The sequence below is a fragment of the Priestia taiwanensis genome, assembly GCF_014638355.1.
GTDB lineage: Bacteria > Bacillota > Bacilli > Bacillales > Bacillaceae_G > Priestia_D > Priestia_D taiwanensis.
Window position 1 is genome coordinate 1,799,684 of sequence record NZ_BMFK01000001.1, and the last position, 22,926, is coordinate 1,822,609.

28 protein-coding genes are annotated in these 22,926 nt (G+C 38.1%); 7 read left to right on the forward strand and 21 right to left on the reverse strand.

What is annotated here, in order from left to right; genetic code table 11:
* Positions 1–57: 57 nt before the first annotated feature.
* The 4 genes from IEV41_RS09275 (at position 58) to IEV41_RS09290 (ending at position 3,092) form a co-directional block, all read left to right on the forward strand.
* Positions 58–561, forward strand: a complete 504-nt coding sequence (locus IEV41_RS09275; protein WP_188388107.1) for a PepSY domain-containing protein — start codon at positions 58–60, stop codon at positions 559–561.
* A gap of 179 nt (positions 562–740) precedes the next feature.
* Positions 741–995 (forward strand): FeoA family protein, encoded by a 255-nt coding sequence (locus IEV41_RS09280; RefSeq protein ID WP_188388108.1) that lies wholly within the window; start codon positions 741–743, stop codon positions 993–995.
* Positions 992–1,720, forward strand: a complete 729-nt coding sequence (locus IEV41_RS09285) for a FeoB small GTPase domain-containing protein (RefSeq protein ID WP_188388109.1) — start codon at positions 992–994, stop codon at positions 1,718–1,720. The genes IEV41_RS09280 and IEV41_RS09285 overlap by 4 nt, the downstream gene beginning before the upstream one ends.
* Positions 1,692–3,092 carry a nucleoside recognition domain-containing protein gene (locus IEV41_RS09290; RefSeq protein WP_373284181.1) on the forward strand — a complete coding sequence of 467 codons (1,401 nt, stop codon included), beginning with the start codon at positions 1,692–1,694 and terminating at the stop codon, positions 3,090–3,092. Before IEV41_RS09285 ends, IEV41_RS09290 begins: the two co-directional genes overlap by 29 nt.
* Before the next feature lie 180 nt (positions 3,093–3,272).
* On the opposite strand, the gene srtB is transcribed toward IEV41_RS09290, so the two are convergent.
* The 8 genes from srtB to IEV41_RS09330 form a co-directional block, all read right to left on the reverse strand.
* Positions 3,273–4,001: a class B sortase gene (gene srtB, locus IEV41_RS09295; protein WP_188388741.1), complete on the reverse strand. Its 729-nt coding sequence runs from the start codon at positions 3,999–4,001 to the stop codon at positions 3,273–3,275.
* 36 nt (positions 4,002–4,037) lie between these two features.
* Positions 4,038–4,808 carry an ABC transporter ATP-binding protein gene (locus tag IEV41_RS09300; RefSeq protein ID WP_188388110.1) on the reverse strand — a complete coding sequence of 257 codons (771 nt, stop codon included), beginning with the start codon at positions 4,806–4,808 and terminating at the stop codon, positions 4,038–4,040.
* Positions 4,798–5,781, reverse strand: a complete 984-nt coding sequence (locus IEV41_RS09305; protein WP_188388111.1) for a FecCD family ABC transporter permease — start codon at positions 5,779–5,781, stop codon at positions 4,798–4,800. The genes IEV41_RS09300 and IEV41_RS09305 overlap by 11 nt, the downstream gene beginning before the upstream one ends.
* A 16-nt stretch (positions 5,782–5,797) precedes the next feature.
* A complete protein-coding gene (isdE, locus tag IEV41_RS09310; protein ID WP_188388112.1) occupies positions 5,798–6,685 on the reverse strand; it encodes a heme ABC transporter substrate-binding protein IsdE in 888 nt (295 codons plus the stop codon).
* A gap of 144 nt (positions 6,686–6,829) precedes the next feature.
* Positions 6,830–8,113, reverse strand: a complete 1,284-nt coding sequence (locus tag IEV41_RS09315) for an NEAT domain-containing protein (protein ID WP_188388113.1) — start codon at positions 8,111–8,113, stop codon at positions 6,830–6,832.
* A gap of 32 nt (positions 8,114–8,145) precedes the next feature.
* Complete coding sequence (locus tag IEV41_RS09320; RefSeq protein WP_188388114.1) at positions 8,146–8,601, reverse strand: NEAT domain-containing protein; 456 nt, start codon at positions 8,599–8,601, stop codon at positions 8,146–8,148.
* 14 nt (positions 8,602–8,615) lie between these two features.
* Positions 8,616–9,275, reverse strand: a complete 660-nt coding sequence (gene isdC, locus IEV41_RS09325; protein ID WP_188388115.1) for a heme uptake protein IsdC — start codon at positions 9,273–9,275, stop codon at positions 8,616–8,618.
* Positions 9,276–9,701: 426 nt separating this feature from the next.
* On the reverse strand, positions 9,702–10,409 hold the full coding sequence (locus IEV41_RS09330) for a DNA alkylation repair protein (RefSeq protein WP_188388116.1): 708 nt from the start codon (positions 10,407–10,409) through the stop codon (positions 9,702–9,704).
* 108 nt (positions 10,410–10,517) lie between these two features.
* On the opposite strand from IEV41_RS09330, the gene IEV41_RS09335 reads away from it, so the two are divergent.
* The gene (locus tag IEV41_RS09335) at positions 10,518–11,189 is read left to right on the forward strand and encodes an SIMPL domain-containing protein (RefSeq protein ID WP_188388117.1); all 672 of its coding nucleotides are present in this window, start codon (positions 10,518–10,520) and stop codon (positions 11,187–11,189) included.
* Positions 11,190–11,219: 30 nt separating this feature from the next.
* On the opposite strand, the gene IEV41_RS09340 is transcribed toward IEV41_RS09335, so the two are convergent.
* Both IEV41_RS09340 and IEV41_RS09345 read right to left on the reverse strand, forming a co-directional pair.
* The gene (locus IEV41_RS09340) at positions 11,220–11,765 is read right to left on the reverse strand and encodes a hypothetical protein (RefSeq protein ID WP_188388118.1); all 546 of its coding nucleotides are present in this window, start codon (positions 11,763–11,765) and stop codon (positions 11,220–11,222) included.
* Positions 11,766–11,818: 53 nt separating this feature from the next.
* Positions 11,819–12,232: a DnaJ family domain-containing protein gene (locus IEV41_RS09345; RefSeq protein WP_188388119.1), complete on the reverse strand. Its 414-nt coding sequence runs from the start codon at positions 12,230–12,232 to the stop codon at positions 11,819–11,821.
* A gap of 154 nt (positions 12,233–12,386) precedes the next feature.
* Here IEV41_RS09345 and IEV41_RS09350 point away from each other — a divergent pair, with 154 nt between their 5' ends.
* Complete coding sequence (locus IEV41_RS09350; protein ID WP_188388120.1) at positions 12,387–12,758, forward strand: VOC family protein; 372 nt, start codon at positions 12,387–12,389, stop codon at positions 12,756–12,758.
* Positions 12,759–12,793: 35 nt separating this feature from the next.
* Here the strand turns inward: IEV41_RS09350 and IEV41_RS09355 are convergent, their stop codons facing one another.
* The 11 genes from IEV41_RS09355 to IEV41_RS09405 all read right to left on the reverse strand — a co-directional run bounded on the left by IEV41_RS09355 (position 12,794) and on the right by IEV41_RS09405 (position 22,083).
* A complete protein-coding gene (locus IEV41_RS09355; protein WP_188388121.1) occupies positions 12,794–13,408 on the reverse strand; it encodes a hypothetical protein in 615 nt (204 codons plus the stop codon).
* 14 nt (positions 13,409–13,422) lie between these two features.
* Complete coding sequence (locus IEV41_RS09360; RefSeq protein WP_188388122.1) at positions 13,423–14,241, reverse strand: hypothetical protein; 819 nt, start codon at positions 14,239–14,241, stop codon at positions 13,423–13,425.
* A gap of 147 nt (positions 14,242–14,388) precedes the next feature.
* Entirely contained in the window at positions 14,389–15,246 is an 858-nt protein-coding gene (locus IEV41_RS09365) for a phosphotransferase (RefSeq protein ID WP_188388123.1), read from the reverse strand.
* 367 nt (positions 15,247–15,613) lie between these two features.
* Positions 15,614–15,796 carry a hypothetical protein gene (locus IEV41_RS09370; protein WP_188388124.1) on the reverse strand — a complete coding sequence of 61 codons (183 nt, stop codon included), beginning with the start codon at positions 15,794–15,796 and terminating at the stop codon, positions 15,614–15,616.
* A gap of 55 nt (positions 15,797–15,851) precedes the next feature.
* Positions 15,852–16,247 (reverse strand): hypothetical protein, encoded by a 396-nt coding sequence (locus IEV41_RS09375; protein ID WP_188388125.1) that lies wholly within the window; start codon positions 16,245–16,247, stop codon positions 15,852–15,854.
* Positions 16,248–16,525: 278 nt separating this feature from the next.
* Positions 16,526–18,301 (reverse strand): ABC transporter ATP-binding protein, encoded by a 1,776-nt coding sequence (locus tag IEV41_RS09380; protein ID WP_229722224.1) that lies wholly within the window; start codon positions 18,299–18,301, stop codon positions 16,526–16,528.
* A gap of 19 nt (positions 18,302–18,320) precedes the next feature.
* Entirely contained in the window at positions 18,321–20,060 is a 1,740-nt protein-coding gene (locus IEV41_RS09385) for an ABC transporter ATP-binding protein (RefSeq protein WP_188388126.1), read from the reverse strand.
* Between the two features lie 17 nt (positions 20,061–20,077).
* On the reverse strand, positions 20,078–20,527 hold the full coding sequence (locus IEV41_RS09390; RefSeq protein ID WP_188388127.1) for a MarR family winged helix-turn-helix transcriptional regulator: 450 nt from the start codon (positions 20,525–20,527) through the stop codon (positions 20,078–20,080).
* Between the two features lie 291 nt (positions 20,528–20,818).
* The gene (locus IEV41_RS09395) at positions 20,819–21,130 is read right to left on the reverse strand and encodes a hypothetical protein (RefSeq protein WP_188388128.1); all 312 of its coding nucleotides are present in this window, start codon (positions 21,128–21,130) and stop codon (positions 20,819–20,821) included.
* Positions 21,131–21,314: 184 nt separating this feature from the next.
* Positions 21,315–21,560 (reverse strand): hypothetical protein, encoded by a 246-nt coding sequence (locus tag IEV41_RS09400; RefSeq protein WP_188388129.1) that lies wholly within the window; start codon positions 21,558–21,560, stop codon positions 21,315–21,317.
* Between the two features lie 199 nt (positions 21,561–21,759).
* Complete coding sequence (locus IEV41_RS09405) at positions 21,760–22,083, reverse strand: hypothetical protein (RefSeq protein ID WP_188388130.1); 324 nt, start codon at positions 22,081–22,083, stop codon at positions 21,760–21,762.
* A gap of 173 nt (positions 22,084–22,256) precedes the next feature.
* On the opposite strand from IEV41_RS09405, the gene IEV41_RS09410 reads away from it, so the two are divergent.
* Positions 22,257–22,868 (forward strand): DedA family protein, encoded by a 612-nt coding sequence (locus IEV41_RS09410; protein WP_188388131.1) that lies wholly within the window; start codon positions 22,257–22,259, stop codon positions 22,866–22,868.
* Positions 22,869–22,926 lie beyond the last annotated feature (58 nt).

Here is a 22,926-nt window from a genome sequence, read left to right on the forward strand (position 1 = left end):
TTTTCTTCATCTTCTTTTTTTATGATAAAAGTAACAAATCACTAGGGGGAAGAAAAAATGAAAAAAACAATTGTAACGTTATTAACGGCAAGCTTAGTAATTGGTGGAGTTACGTACGGTGTTAACGCCATGACGACAGAAGAGCAAGCGAAACAAAAAGCACTTCAACACGTGAATGGCATAGTAGAAGAAGTGGAATTAGAAAAAGAAAACGGTGTGCAAATATATGAAGTAGACGTTGAAACAAAACAAGGTGAGCAAGAAGTTGCAGTGAATGCACAAACTGGTGAATCACATGTGAAACAAGATGATGATACGGACGATAAGAATAACAAAGCTGCGATAACAATCCAACCAACGAAACAACAAAATAATCACAATGATGATAATCGTGATGACAACAATAAACAACCAGTTGTAAAAAAGCAAAATGATGATGATGACGACAAAGACGATGATGACAACGATGATCATGATGATCATGATGACGATGACCAAGACGACAACGACAATCATGATGATGATCAAGATGACAATGACGACGATGATGACGATAACTAAGTAATGACAAGGAGCACCCTTAATGGTGCTCCTTTTTTGCGATGACTTCTCCCTTCTATCACCAAGGAATGGACGAAAGATATTGACAGTTTCCTTCATTATACATATGATAAATATAACGAAAGTTGCATTAAGGAAACTTTTTAAGCATTAAGCAAAAAATAAAGGATGGTGCAACAATGAATGCATCCACATATATAAAACTATCAGATACACAATTTGGTGATACAGTAATAATTGAAGAAATGCACATAACAGGAACGATGAGACGCCGCTTAATGGACCTTGGATTTGTACCGGGCGCACTCGTTCATGTGTTGCAACGAAGCCCACTCGGGGACCCAATTGCGTTTCAACTAAACAATACAACTATTGCACTACGTAAAGAAGAAAGTTCACAAATTATCGCTAGAAAACTAGGTGAGGAACAATGAATTCACATATTCGAATTGCATTAGCAGGAAATCCGAATACAGGAAAAAGCACACTTTTTAATACATTAACAGGGTTAAAACAACATACTGGTAACTGGACTGGTAAGACGGTTAGCTTAGCAGAAGGTACGTATACGCATAACAAATCAACTTACACAATTGTCGATTTACCAGGAACGTACTCGCTCTTATCAAACTCAGCAGATGAAGAAGTTGCGAGAGATTATATTTTATTCGAAGAACCAGACATCACGCTCGTTGTCGTTGATGCAACTTCCTTATCACGTAACCTAAACCTTGCCCTGCAAGTATTAGAGATTACGAGCAACGTCATTGTCTGTGTTAATTTAATTGATGAAGCAAGTAAAAAAGGTATTACAATTGATGAAGTAAAATTATCTACACACCTTGGTGTACCAGTCGTATGCATGTCTGCTAGAAACAAAATTGGTATTTCAACATTAGTAGAAACAATTGAACGCATGGCAAACAATGAAATTACGACAACACCGAAGGTTATTACGTACACGGAAGAAACGGAAGCAACAATTGCTGTGTTAGAGGAAGATGTGAAAGCACTTGTTGGCGATCGTTATCCATCTCGCTTCATCGCTCTTCGTCTCCTTGAGAACGACGTACAATTCATCCAAACATTACAGAAACATATGAACAAAACAAGGAAGGAGGTTGCTACTCGTGGACAGACAATCGTCGCTGAAGCATAACGCCTTTGATGACCTTATGCAAAAGGCAAATCAACTAACAAATGACCAAATCGGAGACGAGATTGTAACGAGCTTATATAAAAACTCGCATCATATTTGTAACGACGTCATCACAAAAGAAAAAACAAAACACGAAGTACGATACGAAAAGCTAGATAAAATCGTGACGTCCCCTCTTTGGGGCTTCCCAATTATGTTCGCACTTCTTAGCATGGTGTTCTACATTACAATTGCCGGAGCCAATGTCCCGTCGGAAATGCTGGCAACATTCTTCGGTAATCTTGAACCATCTATTACGGCAGGATTTGCAGCAGTTAACGCACCAGACTGGTTACACGGCGTGTTAGTGCTTGGTTTATACCGTGGTGTAACGGCCGTTATTAGCGTTATGTTGCCACCAATGGCAATCTTCTTCCCGGTCTTCGCATTACTAGAGAACTTTGGGTATTTACCTCGTGTTGCGTTCAATATGGACCGTCTATTTAAGGGTGCTGGTGCACATGGAAAACAAGCATTAACGATGGCAATGGGATTCGGATGTAACGCTGCGGCAATTATGTCGACACGTATTATTGAATCGCCACGTGAGCGAATGCTTGCGATTTTGACGAACAACTTCGTTCCTTGTAACGGAAGATGGCCAACGCTTATTTTGTTAGCATCCTTATTCATGGCTTCTTCGTTCACAGAAGGTGCACAAACATTCGTTGCTGCTGCTGTTGTCATTGGCATGGTGTTATTCGGAATAGTTGTGACATTAACTGTTTCATGGGTTTTATCGAAGACGTTATTAAAAGGTGTACCAACTCACTACACATTAGAGTTACCACCATACCGCAAGCCACTTGTACTTGATACTATTTTACGTGCATCACTAGAGCGTACATTAGCAGTACTGAAACGTGCTGTTATCGTTGCAGCACCTGCTGCACTAGCAACGTGGGTACTTGCGAATGTGATGGTTGGTGATGCAAGCGTCTTAGACCATATCGTTGGTTTCCTTGATCCGTTCGCACAGCAATTAGGATTAGATGGATACATTTTAATGGCATTCTTACTCGGTCTACCTGCGAATGAAATTGTTATCCCAATCTTATTAATGGGCTACTTATCAAGCGGTTCCCTAACAGAAATCGATGATTTAAATGCCATCAAACAACTATTTTTAGATCACGGTTGGACGTGGTTAACGGCATTAAATATGATGTTATTCTCGCTTCTTCATTACCCATGCGGAACAACATTATTTAATATTTACAAAGAAACAAAAAGCCCGAAATGGACGTTCTTATCGTTCCTTATCCCAACAGCGATTGCGGTTGGTGTGACATTTACAATCGCACAAGTTGTTATGTTCTTCGGGTTAGTATAACCACATAAGATCGAGTATGAAGTCGTAACAGATTTTGTACTCGATTTTTTATTTGTCTGTACTCGAAAACAAGGCAAACACCGAATATGCTAAGAAAATATGTGTTACATTCGTCCAATAAAAATAAGCTCAAAGTGATAGGAGACTGTGAGCTTATTTTTACACCATTCCTTCTATTATTCACTTACGCTCTACTAATTTCGCATGGACAACAAGTCTTCCCTCTGTCGGATCTAAATCATAGTCACATGTAGAAAACGTAATGATGCGGTCTGCCGGAGTCAATGACACACCTGCATCGAAGAGAGAACGTTGTTGTATACGTTGTAAGAAACCTCCGTACTCTTCATCGTTCTGAAAATCCGTCTGAATATAATAAAATTCCGTCGTCGTTGTATATACAGAAAAAACTTCTAAATCGTACCCTTCATATAAATTATCGTAGTACAAGTTACGATTTTCGCGAAAAAAATCTTCCTGCAAGTAATTCTTCAAGTTACCAAACATCGAACCATCCTTCATACGATGACCGTATAAAATCGTATGGCGCGTAGGCACTGTTATATCGTTACGATAGTCCATGAAAATACTTCCTGCTTTCGTATCTTCCTTTTTATAATTACGGAATAAATAATAATCATTATCCTTCGCTTGCAAAATTGGATAATCAATCATCGTTCCTTCTACCGTAATCCATCCTACGATATCCGGATTCAATTTTTGTAGCTGCACAAATGAAGAGCGCATTCCTCCCTCTTCCTTCGTCTCTGTATCCATGTTCTCATAATACACATCTTGCGCCTCTGCTAATACGTTGCGATTATGATAATACCCTAAGAAAATACTACTTAGTTCGTATGCAGAGTATAGAAAAACCCCTATACAAAGCAACGTGATAACCCGCTGCATAATTGGTCGCTTCTTCTTTTCTTGTATCACTTTCTATCAAATCCCCATCGGTACTAAGTATCGTCCTGCCTCTTCATCTTCCTTTACTATGACGTCTACCCCGTAAATATCTTTCATCGCTTCGACAGTAATAACATCTGTTGGATGTCCTTTCATTTTCACTTCGCCGTCTTTCATCATAATAATAGAATTACTGTAACGAATTGCTTGGTTAATATCATGAAGTACCATCACAATTGTCATCCCGTGCAATTCATTCAAATGCTTCACTAAATCTAGTATTTCAATTTGATAATACATATCGAGAAACGTTGTTGGTTCATCTAAAAACAAAATAGGCGTGTTTTGTGCTAACATCATCGCAATCCAAACACGTTGTTTCTCGCCACCTGATAATTCGGAGATCACCATCTTCCGCTTTGCTTGGAGTTTCGTCTTCTCTAATGCCCATTCAATCGACTGCTCATCGTCTTCATTCGGGCGTTTGAACATTTTCTTATGTGGCAAACGACCAAAACTAACTAAATTCTCCACTGTCATATCAGCCGGCGCTTCATTTTGTTGATGAACAACTGCAAGCTTCTTCGCAAACTCTTTTGCCTTATACGTACTAATTTCTTTTCCATCCAAAATGATACTTCCTTGACGCGGCGTATAATTTCGCGACATCACATTAAGCAGTGTCGACTTTCCACATCCATTCGGACCAATAATCGTCGTCACTTTTCCTTGTTCAATTCCTACTGTTATATCTTTCAACTGGTCTCTTACATTATCATACGAAAAAACAACATTCTTAATTTCCATTGATACGATCACTCTTTCTAAGCAAGAATATTAAAAACGGTCCACCAATGACAGCCATAATTGTAGAAGCTGGAATTTCATTCGGTGGCACAAGTAATCTACCAAGCGTATCCGCAGTCACGATAAGCAAAGCCCCCGCTAGCGCAGAGAAAGGGATAAGGACATGATGATTCGATCCAACTAACCGCCTTGCAATGTGCGGAACCAATAGTCCGACAAAAGCAATTACCCCTGCAATCGCTGTGGAAATAGATGCTAGTAACACTGCCACTGCGGAAATCAATAATCTCGATCCGTTCACATTAAAACCGAGGTTTCTTGCAGTTTTGTCTTGCAATGCTAAGACATTACACACTGTTCCGAGTAACAACGCAATGAGCAAACCAATTGTGCCATACGTCATGATAACTTCTACATCCGTCCATGTACGCATCGTAATATTCGATGTCGATGTTTTGTTAATACTTTTCATAAAATAACTACAAATCGTCACGAATGATTCACTTAACCCTGTAAACATTGCGTTAATGGCAATACCGACAAGAATAATGCGTAATGGATTCAACCCCGTCTTCCATGAGAAAGAATAGACGAGTAAGCAAGCAAGTACGCCACCTAAAAAAGCAAAAAACGGTGACCAAAAATACAACTGCGGGAACAGTGTCACTCCAAACATCGCCATGAACCCAGCACCAGATGAAATCCCAATTACCCCCGCGTCCGCTAATGGATTACGCATAACAGCTTGAAAGAGAACACCAGATACTGCTAGAGCAGCACCTGCAAATAACGCGATAATAATGCGCGGGAAACGTAAATCTTTAATAATTTCAACTTGCTCATTCGATTCTACGAACAATCCCCGAAGCAACTGCATTGCACTCACTTCAATGCTACCTTTCATCGCTGAAAAAATCGTCACACCTACAAGTAAACTACTAACAATTATGAAACTCCAAATTTTTCTACTCATTGTATTCTTCCTTTATTCATTCTGGATATAACATCTTCATCAACACATCTAATGCTTCCTCTGCAGCTAGATTAGCTGTCGTTGGGAAAATTCTTTCTTCTAAGTCATATACGCGGTCGTTCTTCACCGCATTGAAATGCTTCCATATATCATTCGTCTTAAACTCTTTCTTAAACATCTCTACTACTTCTTCTGGCATACCATGTGCTGCTCGCAAAATAATATCCGGGTTCGCTTTTTGTAAATACTCCGTATTGGAAGCTAAATACTCAACACTCTCTCCTTGAACGATATTCACACCGCCTAGCGACTTTACAAGATCTCCTATGTATGAATTTTCTGTCGCAACTAAATAACTACCTGGTACTCCTAATAAGATAAGCACACTAGGACGCTCTTTTCCTTCTATTTTTTTCTGGATTTCTTCGATTTTTTTATCGTACTTTGCTACAAGTTCTTTCGCCTGTTCTTTGCGATTATATGTATCTCCTAATGTCGTAATAGCATCTTGCATATTCTTCAAACTTTCTAAGTTCAAAAACGTCGCATCAACATTTGCTTCTTTGAAATAAGGAGCTAAGTCATATTCCAATGTCGTCACTGATAATACATCCGTCGGAGAAAGCGACTTCACTATTTCCAAATCCGGCTTCATCGGATTCCCTATAACTGTTTTGCCATCATAACGCTTCGGCAATTGTTTGTAGCTTGTCGGAATACCGACTACATTATCAATTTCTAGGGCATCTAATATTTCCGTCACTGCAACCGTCGTGGCAACAATCCGTTCCTTCGATTCCTCTTTCTGCTCTGTTCCTGCTACGGTACTTTCTTTCTGCTCTGCACATCCAGCAACCCCTATTAGTACAAGCAAACACGTGATAATACGTCCCCATTTTTTCACAACTGCTCTTCCCCTTTCCACATCGCTCTTTATATTAATAAACAGTATACCCCCACCTAGCTCTCACTAAGTGAGGGAGAACTGTCTATTAACATTCCCGTCCATTCATAAAGGATGGAGGAATGAACGGGTCATGCTTTCTTCTTATAATCTTTTCGTTCTGAACTTCCAACCTAATCCAAGAATAGAAGCTACAAATAACCCTGCATACAGTGTAATTTGTGACGAATCTGCTGTTTTTGGGTTTTCACCTTTTACTTCCACTGCTTTTGGCGTTTCTTTCTTTTCATCGCCACTGCGATCAAATGACGGCTTGTCTGACGTTGGTGGAGTTGTGCCATTGAAAGCTTTCAACGTCGTTGCATCGAACTTCACTTGTACATCATATGTATTGTGATAGTTCAAATGTGGAATATCTACTTTGATACGTGCGTTCACTTTATCTACTAATTCGCCGGTTACTTCAAACTCTACTACTCTCGTATCTTTCGCTTTATCCTCGCTTACTACTTTCGCATCTACTAATTTACCGTTCTGTTCTACTTGGAACCACGTAATCCATGAGCTGTTTTTCAATGTAATTTGCGCGTATTTCTTTCCGCCTTTTACTTGCAATACAGCTGGGCTTATTACATATTGGTTCATCATCGATACTTGGTCTGTTTTGTCTTTTAATACTTTGTAATCAACCGTATACTTACCATCTTTTAATGCCTTTGGATCTAGTTTCGAATTCAATGTCGGATCTGGCTTCGGTGTTACCTCTGGCTTCGGTGTTGGATCTGGCTTCGGTGTTACATTTGGCTTCGGTGTTACCTCTGGCTTCGGTGTTACCTCTGGCTTCGGTGTTACCTCTGGCTTCGGTGTTGGATCTGGCTTCGGTGTTGGATCCGGCTTTGGTGTTGGATCCGGCTTCGGTGTCGGGTCTGGCTTTGGTGTTGGATCCGGCTTTGGCACATTTACTTCCACTAATGTAGATGGATCAAATTTCAGTTGTACTTTATACGTATTGTGGTAATTAAGCATGTCAATATCTACTCGTATTTGTGCATTAATTTTGCTTGCTAAGTCTCCTTCTACTTCAAATTCGACTACACGCTTATCTGCTGACGGATCTTCACTAATTACTTTCACATCTTGTAAGCTGCCATTTTGTTCTACTTTGAACCATGGCATCCATGAGCTATTTTTCAGCGTGACATGTGCATATTTCTTTCCATCTCGCACATGTAGTTTTGCTGAAGTATCTACGTATTGATTCATCATCGATACTTGGTCTGTCCCATCTTTCAATACGCTAAACTGAATGCCATACTCCCCGTTTAATAAAGTGGAAGATGCTTTCGCTGCTGGTGACCAAGCAGACGCCAATGCTAACAATGTCACAAAGAAGAATGACATAACTACTTTTAATGATTTACTCATCATGCACTTCTCTCCGTTTCTATATGAATTAACGACTATTGTATGTTGGACGTATCAAATGACATGCGAATATCGTATGTCGAATAGTAATTAATAACTGGGATTTTAATCGTTACTTTTCCTTTTAATAGTGTCGATAAGTCTCCAACTTCAAATTCTACTACTCTTGTATTCTCTGCTGTGTTCGTACTTAAGACTGTTGCATCAACCATTACACCATTTCGCTCGAATTGAATAGCCGTTACAAGGTTACTACTCTTCACTTTAAATGAAACGAATTTCTTTCCATCTTTCACTTTCAACGTTCCTGGACTAACGAAATAATCATTCATTTTAGATGGTTGGTCTTTACTTGCATGCAACACTGTAAATGGCAATGTGTATGTTCCATCTTGTAATGTTGCTGCCTTTGCTGTTGCTGGTTGAGCAATTCCTATCATTAAAAGCATAAGTGCACACATCATCATCATAGATTTCATTAATTTGTTCATACGTTACTCTCCCCTTATGATTTATTCGTTCTTCTAAATTTCTGACTACTTATTAAAAAAATAAGTGAGCTTACAAATAAGACAGAAAATACAATGACATTCGTCGAATCCCCTGTTTCTGGATTTTCTACTGGAGTTTTTGATTCGCCTGTCGTTGTAGCTGCTTTTGCACTTGGTTGTTTCGTTCCTTCACCTGCTACAGCTTTTGTACCTGCAACTGGTTTTGCACTTTTCTCATCAAAGGCGAAACGAATTGTATAATCATGATCATAGTTAACCGATGTAACTGTCACATGAATTTGTGCTGGCGTAGGTTGAGACAGATCTTTTACGTTGAATTCTACTGTACGCTTATCTGCTTTTTTGTCTTCACTCACTACTTTCGAATCAGCAAATCCACCACCAACAGGTCCTTTAAACTCTGTAATCCACGCACTATGATTCATTTGAACATGAACTTTCATTTCACCATTTTTCACAAACAATTTCGCTGGCTTCTCAAAATAGTCGTTCGCCATTGAAACAGAATCTTTATCCGCTTTTTTGATGACGTAGTTAATTGTATACGTTCCATCTTCTAGCTTGGCGGCAGCTTGGACACTTGGCGCTAACGTAAACACCATCATACATACAATTGCCAACATATACGTATACAATGTTCTTAATCGTTTCACTTTGTAAAAACCTCCTTTATCAACAAGATTTTATTGATAATGATAATTATTATCAATAAATCAGGACAGATGAACCCCTTTAATGATTATCATTCTCAATGATGATCAAAAAAAGAAAACATTATACATCCTTCCACATCTAACCTCATCAACTTAATTGATTATCATTCTCAATTGAATTGATAAAAATAATCGTTTCTTGCTATCCCCTACTCCATAGAGATAAACAAACGATATCCACTACCTTACCATATAAAAAATAACAGAATAGGATGCCTCTTTCATTAACCACTCCCTATCACTCATTCTTAACAAACTACACCCACTATGTTAAATGAAACATGAAAAATTTGTCAATATATTTGTTTGTTTTTTGTTAATTTTTTGACAAAAAAAACAGAAAAAGAGAGCTTATTGCTCTCTCTCCTAACAAATACACGTTTTTTTCTTCTTTCCAATTGTTCCTCTTGCTTCAATCTTATGAAGATAATCCGTTGCAAGTGGTACTTTACATGCTGTCGCTCCCATATCCACATGTACTTTCCCAATCTTCTCTGCAACATTCATTGCATGTTCATAAAGCGGTGCAACGAATGCACCAACACCAATAACAAAACCATTCATCGTATAACGCACACGATTTGGTGCTTCATGAATCGTTTCTTGAACGTGGTGTAGTAACTCCTTAATCTCTTCTAAATCAAGGTTCTCGTCTTTCGTAATCGATACGTAATTTGTATATGTACTCCAGCCAGCTATTGCGATTATTTCATCCTCTGATTGTATCCACTCTCTTGCTAGTTCTAGTGCATAATCACTTTCTGCAGCAACACCAGCCACTGTATACTCTCCTAACATGTACCACGTTGCCTTCTGTATCCAACCTTGTACTTGTTCCTTCGTCATCAACTTCGGATTAATGGACAGTCCTGCTAAATACATTGCATCGGAATTACCTGTTCCATATAGCGCTAACGCTAATTCTTGATTTTTCTTCACATGCTTCACTAGCTTTTTCAAATCACCTATTTTCACACCAAAAAATGGTTCTGGTGCACCGTGTCGCATAAATGTTTTTTTCGTCTGTTCTGTTCCTAACTTTTCTAGCTCTATCATGATTTCTTGTAAATTCATCTCGCTAACCTCCCGAAATATCGTTTCCTCTATTATACCCTTAACTCATCATCATGAAATACTACGAAGTAGAATAAACTAGACTAAAAGCGAAAGGATGTCAGAAGCATGCAATATGGATATCAATCCCCACAAGCAAAACAATATGATCGTACGATGATGGTGATTGGTGAAGGCAAAATTTCTGTCCTCCCCGATACCGTTTCCTTAACAGTTGGAGTACTAACAGAAAACAAAAACATAAAAAAAGCACAAGAAGAAAATGCTGATAAAGCAAATGCAATGCGTACCGCCCTTACACGAAGCGGTCTAAGCGAAGATGCAATTGAAACGAAATCATACCGTATCCAACCGAAATATGAACTAAAAGATGGTACTTCACAAATTGCCGGCTATGAAGTACAACAAACATTTGAAATTACCGTTCCAAATGTCCAAAAAGCAGGAGAGGTATATGACATCGCTATGTCAAACGGTGCAAATATCGCTCACTCTTTAACCTTTAGTACAACGGAAAGTGCAGCCTACTACTTACGTGCCTTAACACTTGCTGTACAAGACGCACGAGAAAAAGCATTTTCGCTCGCAACTGCAAGTGGGATGACAATCCATCAAATTCCGGTCTTAATTCAAGAAGAACCACCGAATCTTCCACACGCCATTAGTTATAGTGAATCAGTCCCTACGTTAAAAGCAAGCACAACCATCTCCCCACGCGATATTGAAATTGCTGCACGAATTAACGTCACATATGCTTACTATACAAAAAGCCAAATGTAGCATTTTGCTGCATTTGGCTTTTTCTTTTCCCTATTCCGTTACCGCACAGACAAACTCCGCATAATCTCCCATATAAATAATGGAGTCAAACTGGCTATCCGTTACTTTTGTAAATCCAAGACGCTTCGAGAACGCTTCTCCTTTATCCGTTACATTATCCGTAATAATAGAATCAATATGTCGCTCAATGTGCTTATAGTAGCAAATGCTTTCTCGCAATAATATTCTTAAGGCATCTGTTCTACGGTACTCCTTGTCAATAATAACACAGCAGAAGAACATATTTATCTTCCCATCTATTGGTTCATCGATGTTGATGATATGCTCTAACAGTAACTCACGGTCGTTAAATGTGCCTGCTCGTAACGCTTCAAAAATATGCTCTTTAACCGGAAACATATTGATGAAACCGATGATTGTACTGTTATCTCGCAGTGCACATACCGTATACGGATATGCCTTGTACCAACGATACGCCTCTTCATACGGCGTAATATGATTGTCATCATAGAAGTTACGTTCTAACTCTTGCATGTCTTTAAAGTCTTCTAATGTGAAATGTGTGATGATTTGCATGGTGTGGCCTTTCTATCTTTCTCAAATTTTACTGAAATATCATATACCAAATCTTATTCTACGTACCACTCTAATCGTACACCAGATTTCTGTGCTGGATACGGACATGCTAAATTGTGATTTCGTACTTTTTTATTAATGTCTTCTACCAATGCTCGGATTCTCTGTTCATCCTTACATTCTTTTAATTCTGCTTTTAGCAAGTCTATTCCTTTTCCAAGTTCAATCCATGGTGGTAAGACGTTGTTGTCCTTCATTGTCTTATACATTTGTTTTTCTAAATTATAAGATGCGGTTGTATCTAAGTTGAGTGGTTTTCCTTTTAGATGATCGATGGAGCCATCATCCCCGGTACGCTTAATAATAGCAGTTAAGTGGTCTTCGTAATCATGTATTCCTCTCTTTTCATCTTTCATCAGAATCTCTTCTTTCTGAATTTGCTTATCTACAGATTTCTTTTTCCACATAAAAACCCCTCCCACTCTATTATAAAAGAATCTCTATTTGTCTGTTATTCATTTCCACTGCGAACATAGTGAAAATGATAGCTTTTTTGTAAATTTTAACAAAATGTTCAAAATATTTTATAATTAGTACAAGAAAGATAATGGGAGTGATAGTATGGCTTATGTATTTACTGGAATTGACCATGTACAATTAGCGGCGCCAAAAGGAATGGAAAAAGAAATCCGTGCATTCTTCACAGGAAAATTAGGCTTTGAAGAGATTCCAAAACCTGAGAAATTACGTGCACGTGGTGGGTGTTGGTTTCGTTGTGGGACACAAGAATTACATATTGGTGTAGAAGAAAATTTCCAGCCAGCTAAGAAAGCACACCCGGCGTTTTGTGTGGAGAATTTACAAGCATTCCGTACGCATTTAGAAGAACAAGGATTAACCATTAAAGAAGAGCCTCCTATTGAAGGACGCGAAAGATTATTTATCGACGATCCGTTTGGAAATCGAATTGAGTTTTTGGAATATAAGGCATAAAAAAAAGACAAACCTTCTCGGGTTTGTCCTTTTTTCTACATCCACATCGCCGTACACCACGACATTAAAAGCATCGATTTTTCCTCTTTTGTACGATCTTTATGAAACTCTACGATAACTGTTTCATCCGGGAAGAGCTTCTTATTCTCTTCTACGGAAATACTGCGCTTTACAGAAACAACCTGATTACCATAAGCATCTTCTAAATATGTATTTCTATAATTGCTTCCTGAATCTGTATAGATTATTTCTTTACCATTGGCATCCACTAGATTTCCGTCCCATAAACCGCTCCCAAGATACTCACCCATTAACTCACCATTGTTAGTAAAGTATGAGCCCTTCGATGTAAGAAATCCTTTTTTCTTCATAAATCCAAGCATTTTACCTTGATGGTCATATAACGTTGCTTGAAATGGTAACGAAAGGTGAATACCATGCCAAACGAGCATATGCACATAGCTTAACGGAAAATGAAATTTTATTTCTCCAAGATATTCACCACTTGGTGTAAGTAATATATAACGGGGAAGAGAACTTCCTACTAACTCTATCATTATTTGTGGTGCATCCATCAGATGTTCTCCAGCTATCTGTACGTCTACTTTTTTTGTTTGTTTTCTATCTAATGCTGCTATTATATCTAACAAATCCCTACTCCCATCTATTGTTCATCCACACTCATGAACCACCACGAAATCAGTAATAGCATAAGTGCCTTTTCTTCTTCTGTACGCTCTATGTTCATCTCTATTATTGGGTTATATGTATCTTCAAAAACTTTCCAATATTCTAGTGGGAAAATGCCATACTTAAACGTTGCAAAGTGTTTATTCTCGGCGTCTACTAGACGAAAATCACCGTATTTCCCATGTACCTTTGATTGCAGTATTTCTTTACCGTCTGCATCGTTTAATGTTCCGTATATGTTCATTACACTTTTCAAATCGTGCTGAATATACTCTCCCATCTTTTTATCTTCTTTATTAAAAAAGGTAAGGTTTGTTTGCTTGAAACCTGCTTGCTTCGTAAAAAATGCAAGCTTATTACCTTCATGATCTCGCAGTTCTGCTGTAAATGGGAACCATCTAGGAATCTCTTTTTTGAAATAGATGGCTAGCACATGCCAATACCATGGGATAGAAGATAGCCTTATTTCCCCAAGGTACTCTCCTTTTGTCGTGAATAACCAATACCGCGGGAACCACCATGCAGCTTGCTTCATAATAAGTTTTTCTGTGTCCATTACATGCGAAGTAGTAACAGGAATCGTTAAGCTACTTACATGTTTCATTTTATAGTAATCTCTTATAATCGTTCCTACGAATAGAAACAACATAAGAACAATTATCGCTCCGATGAGATATTTATCCTTTTCCTCTGTACTAACCACAAACAAAACGATTAATACTGGAAGAAAAATAACTGCCAACTTGGCAACATATTTCATTCGATTCCTATATAGTTCCGTTAACACACTCATCCCTCCCCTCTTATAATACCATATATTTCAAAACCCTATCTACATTACCGCCAAACACATCCATTATCATCATAAATCATTCGTAAATAAACAAGCACTCCCAACAACCAAACTGTCAGCAGTGCTCCTATCATTCATGTATGTTATTTAGCCCTTCATCTTCTCTTTCCAATACTCCCAAACTTCCAAATAAGCCTCTAAATCACTCGGATGCCATGCTATACATGTACCAATTCGCACATATAAGCTTACAAACACTTCCGCTATTAATCGTTGTTCGTTAATTGGTCCATGATTTAATAAGTTCGCAGCTTCTAGTAATGTTTCTACATTCAAGTCATCTGGAGATGAACAAAATGCATAAGTGAAATCATACATACTCGTTCCTACTAATGCATCCGGATCAATTACTCCAACAAGCTGCTCATTATCGAAAACCATATTATGTACACCTACATCTCCGTGCACTAAGTACTTTTTATCCTCTTGCTCAAATTGCGCTAACCAATCTACCAAGTCTTTTACTTTATTATAATCTTCATCTGTTAAATGTTGTTGGATACGCGTACGCGCAAAATCTATATTCTCCATACAAAAGGCATGCCAAGATGAACTTGGACTTACTAAGCTTCCCCAAGATTCATTAACCTCTACTTCCTTGTAATGATTGAAAAAATTTGTGACTAAGTCTGATAGCCAATTGATTTTCTTTCCACAATGAATATGCGTCGTTCCCTCTATATGTGTATACACGAGAAAACGCTTTTCTGGGTCAACATATCCTAACTTCGAAAATAACTCTATGTTTTGATATGCCTGAAAGAAACGCTCTACATGGATAATCTCATTTGGATTATCCTTCTTAAATACATAACTCGGTTGTCCTACGCTCGTAAGTCGATATACTGTCTTATCCGTCGTGCCAGACATTTTCTTCACTCTGTAATGGCGCACTGGAAGAATATCCATGCGATGTAATTCCTCTATCATATACTCTGTGTTCACTTTCATTCCCCCTTCTACAAAATAGTATAATTTTTCACATTTTTTGTAAATGAAAGCGTTTTATAATCTTTGGGATTTTCATCTTTCACATATTAAGCTATAACAAAAGGATGGCACAGATATAAAAATAGTTAATTTGTTAAGCATTGCTATTAAGACTAGCATCGGGGTACAATGAACATTTTGTTATCTAGGAAAGCATGTGCGGAAGGATACTCCACTTTTAGGCACGGGATAGAAGTATCATTTTTATAAAATAACCATGTGATATTTCTTTCAAAGTTGTGCCAAAGTATTTTTGTTAAATAAGGAGAATTGGAACTATTAAAAGAAAGAGCATTAAGTTTCTCTTAAGTACACATCGAAATTAAGATATTCTGGTAAAGTTAACCTTATCCTCTTCTAACCACGTTACATCACAACCATATAAAGGCTTATCAAATGTTCCAATTTCGACTTTATATACTAATTCAATTCTATCACAGTGGGATAGTTCAATAACGTGGATAAAGCAGTGTGCTCTGGATTGATGACTCTTTGTTATTTGCAAAATAAAAAGCCCCTCTACTTGAGGAGCTTTTTTTCTCTATTTAGGATAAATACTATTATTTTATTGTATAATCCACTGTGAATCTTACTTGATCTTCATATAAGAAAGGGACATGGAATTGTACGTATACATTTCCATCTTCTTTTGGATAGTATGTGATGGCAGACGAGTACTGTCCAATAAATTCACCGTTTTTGTTATGAAGTGTAAAGTAAACAGAAGTATCTCCGCTCTTCTTTATTGTTATTTTCTGTCCCTTATGGACATAAAATGGTTCTTTCTCAGAAGAACTATTTGTCGGAAGTACATAATGTTTTGTTATATGTGGTGATTGTGCTTTTTGTTGAGAGGATACCTCTGCTGTATATTTCATTTCTGGTAATTCTACTGGAGTAATCCCGAATAGACTACTCGTTGCGATTGTACCACCTAGGACTAGCGATTTTATCATTTTAAACTCCTCCATTTCTATGTATCACACTTTGAAAGCGCACACAATTTAATTTCGACAAATGTTTTCAAAATCCCTTCTTTTCATATCGGATAAATTGTTTTTAATTATATAACTAACAAGAAATCCGCTGACCTTAGTGAGTTTATGGCTTTATCTTTGAAAGTTTCTAAATATATTACTATAAAAAGAGAGGTGTATTCACGCTTCTTTCTATAAAGAAAGGATAAAATAACTTCTTCTACACAAAAATGAGCCCTCTAAAGAGGACTCATTTTCTATATCCCAAACTGACTTGTATACAATCCGTAATAATATCCACGACTATCCATTAATGTATCATGGTTGCCTCTTTCAATGACTTCTCCGCCATCAATAACAAGAATTTGATCGGCGTTTTCGATTGTTTTGAGGCGATGGGCAATGACGAAGCTTGTTTTTCCTTTCATCAAGTTGTTTAGTCCACGCTGGATGTGTAATTCCGTACGTGTATCGATGTTGGATGTTGCTTCGTCTAAAATTAAAATATCTGTATTTGCTAAGATAGCACGGGAGATAGCGATAAGTTGACGTTGTCCTTGGCTTAAATTCGTACCTTCAGATGCAATTTCCGTATAATACTTATCTGGTAGATGTTTAATAAAGCTATGTGCCCATGCGGTCTTGGCAGCAGCAATTACTTCTTCATCCGTCGCATCTAATCGACCGTAACGAATGTTATCCATGATTGTACCAGAGAATAAATACGTATCTTGAAGAACGACACCGATTTTACTACGGAGGTTATGAATCTTGTAGTCTTTAATATTGCGACCATCAATACTAATTTCTCCATTACTTACATCATAGAAACGAGTTAAAAGATTAATAATCGTCGTCTTCCCTGACCCAGTATGACCAACGAGGGCAACTGTGTCACCTTGCTTTGCATGCAGATGGATATTTTTCAAGATTTGTTTCTCTTCTGAATAACCAAAATTTACACGATTAAATTCTACTTCTCCTTTGAACATGTCTACTTCAATAGCACCCTTCTTATCCTTCAACTCCGGTACTTCATCTAATATTTCAAAGACACGTTCACCACCTGCAACAGCTGATTGAATCGTATTAAGTAGTACTGCGAATTGGCTCAGTGGACGAGCGAATTGGCGGGAATAGTTCATGAACGCCGCAACAATCCCGACTGTCGCCCATTCATTTAACACCATGAATGCTCCCACTCCTACAACAAGACCAATTCCTACGTTATTCAAAAAATTCATCGTCGGTGGAATGAATGACGAGAAAGTATCAGCCCGCATACTTGATTGACGAAGTTCTTCGTTAATCGTACGGAACTTCTCAACCATATCTTTTTCCTTACTATAGAGCGTACTAATTTCTGCACCGTTAATCGCTTCTTCAACGAACCCATTTAGTTCTCCTAAATCTCGTTGACGCTTCACGAAGCTGCTGCTACTATGTTGAATAATTCGTTTCGTCGCGAATACCATTAATGGGACAACGAATAATGACACAGCCGCAAGCGTGATATTTAATGAAACCATCGCAATAATAACGCCCACAAATGTTAAAAGCGAACTAATAACTTGCAGGACACTTTGGCTTAATGCATTGTTTAAACTATCAATATCATTCGTTACACGGCTCATTAATTCTCCGTGTGGACGTTGATCGAAGAAACGCACCGACAACGTGTGTAACTTCTCAAATGCATCTTGGCGAATCGTTTTAATGGTCCGAAGAGCGACGTTCACCATAATGAATGTTTGTAGCCATGATAAAAGTGCCGTCACAACATAAATAGCACAGAGAATAAGTGCCATGCGAATCGTACCTTCTACATCGCGCGGGATAATATGTTCATCAATGATTATCCCGATCATATATGGACCAAATAAACTTAGTAGTGTTGTAATAATAACGAGAACAATTGCCATTACAAGTGGTAACCGTTGTCTACCCATGTATTGCCAAATACGTTTTACCGTTTCCTTTGCGTTTTTTGGTTTTTCTGCTGGTGCTCCTGGTCTACCGACACGGCCAAACATTTGATGAGTACGGTTTTGGTTAGCCATGTTGCACCACCTTTCCACCTTGCGACACGTAAATTTCTTTGTAGACGTCACAATGCATAAGAAGTTCATCATGCGTTCCTTCGCCCACTAGTTCACCGTTGTCGAGTACGAGAATTTTATCCGCTTCATGAATGGATGAAATTTTTGATGCGATCATAAACGTTGTTGTACCAATAAAGTGTTCTTTCAGTGCTTGTTGAATATGTTGTTCTGACTTGGCATCCACTGCCGAAGTTGAATCATCTAAAATGAGGATAGCTGGCTTTCGAACGAGCGCACGTGAAATCGAGACACGTTGCTTCTGTCCACCAGAAAGGTTCGTCGCTCCTTGGGTTAACGTATGAGCGAAACTGTCTTCTAGCTTCTCGATAAATTCAAGCGCACATGCATATTCCGCTGCATTCGTTAGTTCACCATTTGTTGCTGTTTCTTTTCCGAAGCGAATATTCGTCTGAATTTCTCCTGAGAAGAGCGATGCTTTTTGCGGAACAAATCCAATTGCCGAACGTAATGTTTGTAACTCAAATTTACGTACATCGATACCGTCTATGTGAACGACCCCTTCATCGACATCATACAAACGTGGTAACAATTTCGCTAATGTGGTTTTTCCGCTACCAGTCGAACCGATGACACCAACCATTTGTCCCGCCTGTACGGAGAAGGAAATGTCTTTCAATACTTGTTCATCGTTCTTCACATAACTATAGGAAACGTTTTGGAATGTTACATCCCCTTTTACCGTAGCTGGATTGTATGAACTAGATGGTTGCTGAATATCTGGTTCTGTCGTTAATACTTCTTGCACACGGTCTGCCGACGGGAATGCTTTCGCGATTTGCATGAATACCATGCTGATTGTCCCCATCGCCATTAAAATAAGATTCAAATAGTTAATGAATGCAAGAATAACTCCAATATCAATGATGCCATCTGCTACCTGAACGCCACCAAGCCAAAGGGCACCAACAATTGCACAACTAACGACGAGCATAATAATAGGCAACATAAGCGAAACAACTTGCACTGCCACCATGCTTCGTGACGTTAATTCATTGTTAATTTTCTCGAACCCTTCCACTTCGTGTCGCTTGCGCACATACGCTTTCACCACACGAATACCAGCTAAATTTTCTTGAAGCTTCGTATTCACTTTGTCGACTGCTTCTTGTACACTTTTGAATAGTTTGCCACCTTTACTCGATAACACAATAATAGCGACCAGCATAATTGGTACGACAACCATTAAAATTGGAAATAGTTCTCTCGCTGTGAAGAAGACGATAATAATACTGCCTAAGAACATAAGTGGTCCACGAACAAGTATACGAAGCGTCATCGTCACCGCAAGCTGAATGGTCGCAATATCGTTCGTCACAATTGTAATTAACTTTCCTTTTCCGAATGTATCCACATTGCGACTTGAGAATGTTTCAATCTTTTGAAATACATCTTGGCGAATATCTGTCGCAAAGTTCACGGACGCTTTCGCCGAATAAATCATACACCCTATTCCACCTACTAAACCGAGCACTGCCGCTCCAATCATAAGTAGGCTCATCTTGAGTACATACTCCGTATCGTTATTCGCAATACCAACATCAATAATGTGTTGCATAATCATTGGTTGTAGTAGGTCCATTGCTACCTCAAGCACCATAAGAAGTGGCGCGATAATCGCGAACAGACGATACGGCTTCATATATCCTACTAATGCACGCATCGAATTCATGCGACTCCCCCTTACTTTTAGTCCATGCTTTCTTGTTGCATCATCATATCTAATTTGTCATATAACGTAATGAATGTTTCTAGCTCTTCCTCTGAAAAGCGTGCAAAATAACGACGCATTAGTTCCCCATGTAGGCGTCTTGCTTTCTTCACTAATTCTTCTCCGCTTGTCGTCAAATACACATTCACTGCACGACGATCTTCTTCGTCATACTCACGAATGACTAATTCTTGCTCAACTAACTTGTTCACAATAATCGTAATTGCACTGGGCTTCACTTGCATCTTCTCTGCAAGTTGATTCACACGCGCACTTCCATCATTATACAAAGTCTTTAACACATAATATTGCTGCGGAGTCACATTAAATGGTTGGATTGCCTTATGGAAAATAGGACGCTGTTTCCTCCTTACCGACATCATTAACAGTTGAATACGTTGCATCTTTTCTAAATCGTGTTCCATCATACAATTAATTCCTTTCTTTATGAAATAATTAATTAACTTAAATATTAAAGGATGAAAATGGAAACGTCAACAAAAACAACCAGATTATTCTGGTTGTCCTTCGGAGAAGTATGTATAAAATACAGGGAATTAACTTTCTAAGGAGTGGGTTCAATGAAATATGCTGGTGCCCTATCCACCCTTCTATCTATCCGTAGCAGCATTCGTCTATGTATGTAATTAATACCTTTATACCAAATGAGTTTCCCTTCAAAAAAAGTAGTTGTCCATGGACAACTACTTTTTTCTCTATTATTTCACGCCACCGTATACAACGTCCTCAGCGGAAACTTCCACATTCTCTTCAACCCCTGACATTTCCATTGCTGTTTCGATGCGACGTGTTACCATTTCTTTAAATTGATTTGCTTGTTCTTCTGAAATTGCTGATTGCCAAGCTAAGCGCCTTTGAAAGATAACATCCTCTTTGTCCTCTAATGGATTAAGTGCCATACCTTTCCCCGTTACAACTGCATTTGTAGCTGCACATAAGTTCAAAATAAAAACATCCAAAATTTTTAATTCACGCTCGCTTAAATCATGATTTCTTTTGACTACTTTCACGTCTACTGCTGGTACTGTTTTACTAATAAAAACCTCTCCCTTTTATCTTCATTTCGTATGGAATATGCAAGGAACCTTTAACATATTCTTACAAAAGATACCACATACCTTTATACATGTCTAATTTTCCCTAATTTTTTAAAAAAGAAAGAACTATCCGTAGACAGCTCCTTATCACTTCTATTTATTTCACGCCACCAAGTACAGGAAGTTCCACGGAAACATCCATTCCTTCCTCAATCCCAGCCATAATTCCTGCTGTTTGCATACGGCGTACTAAATTTACTCGTAATTCATGTGCTTGTTGTTCTGATATAGCTGCTATCCATGAAAAACGATGATGGAAAATAGCATCTTCTCCTCGCTCTAATGGATTCATTCGCACATCAGTACCTATTGCGCCTGTAATTGCTGCCACACATATATTCAAGAATAGAACTCCCGCAATTTTTCTTTCTCCTTCAGTTAAAGCTGGATTACTTTTGTCTACTTTTACGTCTAGTGCTAACACTGTTCTACTGATAAAAATCGCTTCCTTTCTTCTTGTCCTACTGTTATATGTAAAAGTATAGCACGCATTTCTTTTATTTGTCTAATTTTTCTGAAATCTATAGGTAGAAATCACTATACTATTCTATTATAGTGATTGTATCCCCATGAGCTGTTGTTGGTTCGGTAGATACGATGTCCCCGTGCGTAATGGATACTTTTTGTCCTACTTTTATATCTTGGATTATATTTTCATTTGAAAACATAAAATGAATTTCTGTTGACTTCTCTTCTTCCAAAAGCGTTTCTCTAGCGATGATTCTCATTCCTTGTTTTTCTATAACATATCCTTCATACGTACCGCTGCTGTCATCTATGAGAAAAAATTTCTTTATGCTAATAGCAGTCAGAACAACTACTACAATGGATAGTAAGATGAGAATAATATTAAAATCTTTTTTCACAAAGTAACACGCTCCTTTAAGAAGATAATAACACATCATTTAACAGAAACAAGTTCAAAATTTACAAAAAAGTTACACACTCGTAATATAATGAGACTAGTTTCTTACCTTTTTTATGCGTATAATAGGGAAATCTACATACAAAAAACAATGTATAACAAAGGGAGAATTTCATGGAATCTTGGATTATACAAATTATGGAGCAGTTCGGATATTGGGGGATATTCTTCTTAATTGCTCTTGAAAATTTATTCCCGCCTATCCCGTCAGAAGTAATCTTGACGTTTGGTGGATTTGTCACAACAACATCAGATTTAACTATCACAATGGTTATTATTGTCGCAACAATCGGTTCTGTCGTTGGTGCGGTTCTGTTATACGGTGTTGGTCGCCTCTTAGACGTACAACGCTTAGAAAAAATCATTGATCGCTATGGACACATTTTGCGTTTAACAAAAGAAGACATCCATAAAGCAGATGCTTGGTTCGATAAGTACGGTATGTGGACGGTATTATTCTGCCGTATGATCCCTCTAATTCGAAGCCTTATTTCCATTCCTGCCGGGATGTCGAACATGAACTTCCCATTGTTCTTATTATTTACGACAATCGGAACACTTATTTGGAACACGATTTTAGTTAATGTCGGGGCTGCAGTTGGTGCATCGTGGAAAGATATTGTTGCATACATGGATGTATTCTCTAACGTTATCTACGCTGTTCTAGCCATTCTCGGTATACTCGTGATTGTATGGTACGTAAAGAAACGTAAAGAACGTGCATAACATAATAGCCAGTACCCGTATAAGGTACTGGCTTTGTAGTATAAAAAACAAACACCCA